Source organism: Mesorhizobium sp. WSM4808, assembly GCF_055811675.1.
Map to the genome: position 1 here is coordinate 484,909 of NZ_JBVVQX010000004.1, position 8,422 is coordinate 493,330.

General features: G+C 59.4%; 5 protein-coding genes and 4 pseudogenes. 3 read left to right on the plus strand and 6 right to left on the minus strand.

Annotation, left to right across the window (positions count from 1 at the left end; all coding sequences use genetic code 11):
* Positions 1–109: 109 nt before the first annotated feature.
* Positions 110–412: pseudogene (locus AC0L2U_RS09985) on the minus strand (transposase); the annotation flags it as partial.
* Between the two features lie 294 nt (positions 413–706).
* Here AC0L2U_RS09985 and AC0L2U_RS09990 point away from each other — a divergent pair.
* The 3 genes and pseudogenes from AC0L2U_RS09990 to AC0L2U_RS10000 all read left to right on the plus strand — a co-directional run.
* Positions 707–856 (plus strand): annotated as a pseudogene (locus AC0L2U_RS09990) (transposase family protein); the annotation flags it as partial.
* Between the two features lie 17 nt (positions 857–873).
* The gene (locus tag AC0L2U_RS09995; RefSeq protein ID WP_473601818.1) at positions 874–2,190 is read left to right on the plus strand and encodes an ISL3 family transposase; all 1,317 of its coding nucleotides are present in this window, start codon (positions 874–876) and stop codon (positions 2,188–2,190) included.
* Between the two features lie 175 nt (positions 2,191–2,365).
* Positions 2,366–2,497: pseudogene (locus tag AC0L2U_RS10000) on the plus strand (IS110 family transposase); the annotation flags it as partial.
* Positions 2,498–2,778: 281 nt separating this feature from the next.
* On the opposite strand, the gene AC0L2U_RS10005 reads toward AC0L2U_RS10000, so the two are convergent.
* The 5 genes and pseudogenes from AC0L2U_RS10005 to tnpC form a co-directional block, all read right to left on the minus strand.
* A complete protein-coding gene (locus AC0L2U_RS10005) occupies positions 2,779–3,444 on the minus strand; it encodes a histidine phosphatase family protein (protein WP_473601820.1) in 666 nt (221 codons plus the stop codon).
* A gap of 50 nt (positions 3,445–3,494) precedes the next feature.
* Positions 3,495–4,319: a 3-deoxy-manno-octulosonate cytidylyltransferase gene (gene kdsB, locus AC0L2U_RS10010; RefSeq protein WP_292386993.1), complete on the minus strand. Its 825-nt coding sequence runs from the start codon at positions 4,317–4,319 to the stop codon at positions 3,495–3,497.
* A gap of 25 nt (positions 4,320–4,344) precedes the next feature.
* Positions 4,345–5,286: a hypothetical protein gene (locus tag AC0L2U_RS10015; RefSeq protein WP_473601821.1), complete on the minus strand. Its 942-nt coding sequence runs from the start codon at positions 5,284–5,286 to the stop codon at positions 4,345–4,347.
* 405 nt (positions 5,287–5,691) lie between these two features.
* Entirely contained in the window at positions 5,692–6,747 is a 1,056-nt protein-coding gene (locus AC0L2U_RS10020) for a KpsF/GutQ family sugar-phosphate isomerase (protein WP_473601823.1), read from the minus strand.
* Between the two features lie 396 nt (positions 6,748–7,143).
* A pseudogene (gene tnpC / locus AC0L2U_RS10025) lies at positions 7,144–8,422 on the minus strand (IS66 family transposase); the annotation flags it as partial.

Consider the following 8,422-nt stretch of genomic DNA (forward strand, 5'->3'; position numbering starts at 1 on the left):
AAGCGCCAGGAACTTTCTTTTTGAGCCAAAGGTGCACGACGCAGAGCACCCTTTAGCTTGCGTCGCGAAGAAGTCGGGTGGCGAGAGCGAACCGTGATCTCTTATGTTAGTTTGCCGCTTTGGTGATCCCGCCACGCATTGACCCGTTCGCCCGTTGAGCTTTCCGACGGCACGAGACCAAGATACGCCATCAACTGATGGGATTACCAAGCGCCTGACATCGCCGATTTCAGCGACACAAGGTGACCGCTGTCATGAATGCAACGCCACGCATCGCTTGGTAGGCGGCCACAACCGGGGCTTGGCAAAGATGCTGCGGTCTCCACCGGCAGCTGGGTCAGCCTGTCCGAACGCCAGCATCTTCGATGGCTTGGCAATATTCCGGAAACAGGATGTGGTGGGCGGGATGATCGCGCCACATTCGTCAGCGGCGGCCTTTCCAGGCAATGACAGAGTGACAGGTCACGGCAACGGGGAACACCCAGGTAAGGCATCGGCAGAGTTGCTCGGGAGCATTCTTTGGTGAGGCAATACGTTCCCATCCAAATTGGGATCTTCCGCATATTTGGTGCAGGTGCCGGGATTCACGGGCGGTGCGAATGAAATCGCAGTCGACGCCGGTGATTCGCCCGTGCTCCATGCCTTCCGCTCGCTGGTCTCGCCCGAGCTTTCGATTGTCCAAATTCTCCCACAGGCCGACAAGGTGGTGCTTGTAGCCCGGCCGAAGGCGACAGAATCGTGCTGTCCCTCCTGCGGCTGCCGAACCGGCCGCGTCCACAGCCACTCCATGCGCCGGGTGGCTGATCTGCCGTGGCAGGGACGGGTTCTCGAAATCCGGCTTCACGCCAGGCGGTTCCGTTGCTCCGATCCGCAATGCCGTCAGCGGATATTTACGGAACGATTGCCGGAAACGGTGCAGCCGAAAGCGAGGCGCACCGCCCGCCTCGGCGAGAGCCAGTTGGCGATCGGCTCGCGGTCGGCGGTGAATCCGGCTCGCGCCTGTCGCGCAAACTCGCCATGCCGGTAAGCGGCGACACGCTGCTGCGGATGATCCGCGCAGCCGGGTTCGAGCCGCCGGACGCGCCGCGGGTGGTCGGCATCGACGACTGGGCCTGCCGCAAGGGGCAGCGCTACGGAACGATCATCTGCGATCTGGAGCGCAACCGCGTCCTCGATCTGTTGCCGGACCGAAATGCCAACACGGTCGCGTCATGGATGAAACGTCATCCGGGCATCGAAGTCATCGCTCGCGATCGCGCCGGCCTTTATGCTGACGGCGCCCGTCGCGGTGCTCCCGATGCAACGCAGGTCGCCGACCGCTGGCATCTTCTCCAGAACCTGGGCGAAGCGTTGCGTCTGGCACTCGGCCGCCATCGCAAAGCGGTCAGTGCCGCCGGAAAGGCGATGATGGCCGAGATGAGTGGCGATGACGACGCCAATCTGGAACCATCAGTGGAGACTTCCCCGAAGCTTGATGGCCTGCGCCGGTCGCGCCGCAACCAGCGCCGTGAATTCTATGCTGAAGTCCTTGATTTGCGCCTCCGGCATGTCGCCGCGACAGATCGCGCCCCGGACCGGCATGAGCGTGAGAACGGTCGAGCGCTGGCTTGCAGCGGGCGGGGAGCCCGAGCACCGGCGGCCGCCCGCGCGCTCGGTTCTCTCCTTTCCAGGAGTATCTCGAAGGACGCTGGCAGGAAGGCCAACGCAACGGGTTGCACCTGTGGAGCGAATAAGTGCCGCGGCTTTGCAGGCAGCAAGGCGACCGTCTACAGGTGGACCGCCACCCGCAAGGAGCGGTCATCAACCGCTCCACCAAAGTCGCGGTGGCGGCCGCCATCGCGCCGGAACTGTGCATGGCTGCTGAGCGAAGACCCAACATCTCTCGATGAGCAGACCGGGCAATTCTTGGGCCATCTCTATGACTGCGCTCCGGAGCTCTTGAAGGCGGGTGACTTGGCTCGACGTTTCGCTGCACTGATACGCGGCGACGATGATGCCGGCCTCGAGCAATGGACGAGGACGCCACGGACAGCGAACTGGCTTCCCTTGCAGCAGGCATCGGCCGTGACATTGCGGCCGTTCGGGCCGCAATCACCCAGCCCTGGAGCACCAGTCCCGTCGAGGGACAGATTAACCGTCTCAAGACCATCAAGCGCCAGATGTATGGGCGCTCCGGGTATCCGCTGCTGAGAAACAGGCTGCTGGCAGCCGCCTAACGACCGTAGAAACAGACGGGGCAACCAAGGGAACGACGCACCTGCACCAAATATGAGGAAGAACCCCAAATTGTCGCGCCATACTTCGGTTTCTTCTGGTGGATGTCAGAGACGCCATCTGGTCCTCAGGCGTGCAGGTGACCGGGTGAAGACGGGATGCCATGAGCCTTGAGCGCCTTGCCGCGCTGGCGAGCTGACCGCGGTATTGGGTTCCGGATGAAGGCCATGAGGCGATCTGCGACCTGGTGCGGGCTGGGGAGGCGCGCCATGGCCGGATCTATACCGGGCTCGCATGTCGCTCAGCAGTCTGACAGGATCCAGCTCGCTGCGATCTGCGCCAGCTTCGCGCGAACGGACGCCAGGGTACGCAAGCGCTATCACCCTCCGGCAACACCCTGCCATCGGCTCGTGGGAAATCCGCAGCCACCTGGCGCCGTCACGCCCCTTTCCGCCAGTTTGAATGAGGGCTGGAAGAAGTTCACGAACAGTTGTGCGCCTTGCCGTTCAAAAACCGCAGCAAATCGATCTATCCACATGCGCCAAGAGGCGTAGTTGAGCTCAACTACGACGTCTCCCCAAAAAGCTGCGAGAAACAGTGCGGGTCCGGAGCGATGTTCCAGGCGTGGATCCGGCAATTTCCATCCCTTGACTCAAGAATGCTTATATTACCTGTTGCGACCTTGCCAGGTCTACCGCCCGTCTTCTCATTCGGCGCGTTCTCCGCAAGCCTCAGGAAGTAGCGTAGCACGCCGTTGCTGGTTACAGCGAGTATGACACTATCGTCGCCGTGCGTTCGGGCGAGGTCCTCTACGAATGCCCAGGCTCCATGTGCGAGACTGGTCTCGGATGGGCTCCAGCCCGAAGAGGCGGGCCACACGCTGCTGTGTTCCCACGCCTCCAACTCCTCCCTTCCGAATTGCACTATGATCTCGTGACTGGTCAAACCCTCCCATGCCCCGTAATCGATTTCGGTTAAACGCGTGTCCACACACGGAGAGAGCGTGCCACCGATCTGGTTCGCGACGATTTCGGCGTACCGACGCGTGCGCCGCAGCGGTCCGCAATAGACTCCACGAAGCATAGCACCCGCTCGGCTAAGAGCATTGCCCAGATGCTCAGCCTGGCGGCAACCCTCTGCCGTGAGCGGGAGGTCCGTCTTGCGCCCAACCCACATGACCTTTGCACCGGATTCAAACGTATTCCCGTGGCGGCTAAGGATAAGCTTCATCGCTGACCAAAACTCTAGGCTATGTTATACTTGTCGCCGAACTCAGGGCTTCAGGTTGCCTGAACCTTTAGGAGATCGCCCTCGTCGTCAATGATTGCCTCTACGCGTTTCAAATCCTCGGGACTGTCGACGGCCCAATGAGTGCGGCCGTCATAGTCGACTTCGACCACACGGATTGCTATTCCATGCTCAAGCGCGCGCAACTGCTCAAGCATCTCAGATCGCTCCAGAGTACCCGGTTCTAAACCTGCGAAGCGACGCAGGCTTTCGTAGCGATACGCATATAGTCCGATATGGCGGAAGACCGGCAAGAGATCAGATTCGTTGCCTGATCCGTCGTTCCGAACGAACGGAATTACAGATTTTGAGAAATAGAGGGCATTGTGGCGCCGGTCGAACGTTACTGTTGTACCTCCGACCTCGCCATGTTCTTTTGCGCTTCGCAGGGCGTGATAGCTACGCCTGTCCATCTGTACGGCTGCAGTAGCGATATCTACTAATGGGTCCCGACGCATCTCGTCGACTACAGCGGCGATCACCCATGGCGGCGTGAGCACAGCGTCGCCTTGGAGGTTCACCACGACGGCAGGTGTCGTGGCGAGCATCCCGGCCGCTCTCAGCACCCGCTCTGTTCCGTTCGTGCATGTGGCCGGAGTCATCAGCACGTTTCCACCAAAGCTTTGCACATGCTCGACGATGCGCGCATCGTCTGTTGCGATGTAAATCTCATCTATCCCCGGTACAGCACGGGCCAAAGACCAGACACGATTGATCATCGTCTGGCCATTGATTCGCGCGAGAGGCTTGCCGGGGAAACGGCTCGAGGCATACCGAGCGGGTATGATGATGGCGATCGGTTTCGAGTTTCTGGGCATGTTTCTTCCTCAGAATGCCGAAAGTTCAATAGACGAGGTTGCGAAAGTCCCTAACGCGATGGAACGTGATCAGGTTTGTATATTGGGGGTCGTGTGCCCCGTCATCCCCTGATCGGCACAACACAAGAAGATCTTGGCCGTCAATCGCCATGCTCGCGTAGTTCCGAGCGTGCCGTTCGGTTTTGCCCGCAGCTACAAGTCCAGCAAAACACCAATCGACACAGTTCTTTGAAAAGTGAAGCTGCAACCTATGGCGCTCATTATTTGGCAAATTGTGGCGGTCCTGCGATATGTGGGTGAGGCGCACCATCGAATCCGTTGCCTGTGAACTCAGCAACCAGAAGAGCTGGCTCTCGTCATCATACAGCAAAAAGAACTTCAAATGACCGCCAGGCAATGGGACAAAGAGAGCCCTTTTACCCGATGGCACAGTCTCAAGTGCCGCAGTCAGGTGACCATCACTGTTCTCGACGACTTTCAGCAGAGCAGCATAGCCCGTTCCCCCCGTGTTCGTGCGCAAGAAGAGATGCAACGTACGGTTATCCGGATCATGCCACAAATGTGCGGGATCGCGGAATCGGACTATGTTCGGTTCAAGCCAGCCCATGGGCGCGCACACTTGTCCCGGTCCGAGCTCAGCCGGGGCTCGGGCCGGCGTACGATAGAACGGAATTCCAAAGAAATCCAAGTCACCGGAGGAGACTGTTTCGTTAAACGCAAGCGCGTCCGAGATGGTCCAGTTGTTGGGATCCAGGAGATCGCAATCGCTTTCCGCTCGCAAAACTCGCGGTGCCAAACCCGCTGTATTCCATCCCTGGATTGTGAGATCGCGCCGCTCGTCCAAAGCGAGATAAACGTACCGATCAGAGTAATGCACGTTGCAGGACGACCCGTGCCACTTCATTTCCGAGGTCAGAGTAACCGGTGCGCTCCACGTCTCGCCTTCGTCGTCAGAGGCAGTGATCATGATATCTCCGGCATGACCAAGGATGTAGAGCCGCCCACCAGCTATGAACGGTCGAGCGTGCCAGAATGGAAACGTGTGCCGCTCAGCCCATCCTGAGCCACCATTGTCGGACACGTATACCTTACCCATTCCGAAGCGCGTGCCGTCGGCCCGAGACCCCTTCGGTCCGAGGAGGTGCCTAACACCTTCGCCGCCGAGATCAAATGTTGCTACGACTCTGCGTCTCGCCGTCACTACAATGCCTGGCGTATAGCAGAAGAGATCTTGTGGCCGCTCGGACCGATAAACGATGTCAAAATCGTCTGCCATCGCATGCATTCTCAAACCCCTACCGTGATTCAGACTGTCCTGAAGCAAGCTGGTGCCATGCCGCATCCAAAATGATCGCGATTGGTGCAATGCGTATCATCGCTCACTTGGCCTTACGACATCTTGGCGGAATATGAGGCCGATGAAGCTTTCCTGCTCATCATAGACTGGGACCGGATCTATTCCGTCCCGATGAAAAAGCTGCACGGCCTCGTCGAGGGACGCCTGTCCAGAAATCCAAGTGGTCGGATGGAGCATGTGCCGCTCAACCGGATCGCTCAGATCATGAGCCGCTCCAGATTCGACTAAACGACCAATCGCTTCCCCAGTCAGGAGTCCGGTGACCTTACCTCGATCACCGACAATAGCGGCAACGCCGGTCCTTCGGGAGGCACCGCAGATCGAAAGGAGTGCTATCGACAAGGGCGTATTCGGCCTGAGCACTGGAATTGATTCCAAGGGCCACATCACCTCGCGTACTCTCATCATCCCCCGTCCGAGGCTCCCCCCCGGATGGAGACGCGCGAAATCGTGCCGTGAGAAACCCCGCCGCTCCTGCACCAGAAGCGCTAGAGCGTCCCCCAATGCCAGCATTGCAGTCGTCGAAGTGGTTGGAGCAAGACCGAGCGCGCACGCTTCCTCAATTGAACCAATGTCAAGTACCACGTCGGCGGCTCGCGCCAAAGGAGATGAGGCGCGTCCAGTTACGAGGGCAACGATGACAGGGAGCTGTCGAACGGCGCGGGTGAGTTGCATGATTTCAGCGGTTTCGCCAGAATTGGAGAGCGCGAGAATAAGGTCTCCCGGACGGACGCGCCCGAGATCTCCATGTAAGGCATCGACCGGGTCGAGCGTGATCGATCGGGTGCCTGTCGAAGCAAGAGTTGCTGAAATCTTTTCGCCAACCAGTCGCGACTTGCCGATGCCGCACACTATGACGACGCCAGATAAAGTAAGAATGTAGTTTGCAAGCTTGCAGATACGTTGGTCGATCCTGTTGGAAAGATCCTCCAACGCAGCAGCCTCTTGACGAAGGATGGTCCGCGCCCGATCAAGCATCAGCACTTCATTGTCTCTACAGCCCGTATTTTTCTCGGTGTCTTGCCAAGTGCACGACAGGCGTTTGCGGGTGACGATTTCCATCGTTTCCATGGCCTTCTTACATTAACAATGCCAACGACAAGTTATGCTCTAAATTTAGGACGTCAACGAATAAGTTAGCGTAATATTTTGATTATTCTACGTTGCGGTTTTGTCACAATCGTTGTCCATTTTCCGTTCAGGCACCGTTCTTACTCTTCTGGTCGATAGCACACGCTACGCAAGCTTGCTGTTTCACAAACGGATAGTACCATCTTCATTAGTCTACCGTCCGCTTCCGCAAGTTTAGCAATTAGGTCCTTTGAACAATAACTGGACCAGGCAGGATCCATAAGCTTCTTTCCTTCTATCATTTTGCAAGGATGTGCTCGCCGCCGACGGGATTTCAACCGCGGCGCGCAGGGGGGCGGTAAATCCTGAAAGGCGCATAAGCAGTAAGCGCTGTTCTCAGGCCACGGCGCTGAGTTCGGGAGCCGGGATGTAGGCCCAGGGCAGCAGGTCGTCGATCTGGCTGTTCGGGTGGCCATTGACGATCCTGGTGAGGACATCGGCGAGATAGCCGAGGGGCTCGACGCCGTTGAGTTTGCAGGTTTCGATTAGCGAAGCGACGACGGCCCAGTGCTCGGCGCCGCCGTCCGATCCGGCAAAGAGTGCATTCTTGCGGTTTAGCGCGATAGGACGGATCGAGCGTTCAACAGTGTTGCTATCGATCTCGATGCGGCCATCATCGAGGAAGCGCGAGAGGCCTTCCCAACGCGTCAGCATGTAGCGGATTGCCTCGGCGAGCTTGGTCTTCTGGCTGATCAGCCCGAGCTTCTCGCGCAGCCAGGGCTCGAGAGCGACGGTGATCGGCAGGCTCTTTTCCTGGCGCACGGCACGACGCTGCTCCGCCGATCGTCCCACGGATGTCGTCTTCGATGCGATAAGTTCGGCGATCTGTCTTAGCGCCTCGCAGGCGATTGGCGCGGACCGGCCGCGGCGAGTTCGTAGAAGCGCCGGCGCACGTGCGCCCAGCAGAAGGCGAGCGTCACGCCGCTCTTGTCGGCGAGCACGCGATAGCAGCCATAGCCGTCCACCTGCAGGATTCCTGTGAAGCCCGCGAGATGAGCGATCGGACGCTCAGCTTTGCGGTCGGGCGCGTAGACATAGGCGACGCCGGGCGGATCGGCTCCGTCCCATGGCCTATCATCGCGGGCATAGGCCCAGAGCTGGCCGGTCTTCGTTTTGCCGCGACCGGGATCGAGCACCGGCGCCGTGGTCTCGTCGGCGAAGAGCTTTGGCGAGGACTTCAGCTTCGCCAGCAGCCGTTCGTGAACCGGACGCAGGTGCCAGGCGGCACGGCCAACCCAGTCGGCGAGTGTCGAGCGGTCGAGATTGATGCCCTGCCGGGCGTAGATCTGCGCCTGGCGATACAGCGGCAGGTGGTCGGCATATTTGGAGACCAGAACCTGGGCAACCGTCGCCTCGGTCGGCAGGCCGCCTTCGATCAGCCGGGCGGGCGCGGGAGCCTGAACGATCACGTCTTCGCAGGCTCGGCAGGCATATTTGGGTCGGCGCACGACGATCACACGCAGCTGCGCCGGAACGATGTCGAGCCGCTCGCTTACGTCCTCGCCGATCCGATGCAAGTCATTGCGGCAGCACGGGCAGGCATGGTCCTCGATGTCGACCACCATCTCCGTGCGTGGCAGATGGGGTGGCAACGCACCGCGGTTCGCCCGACGCT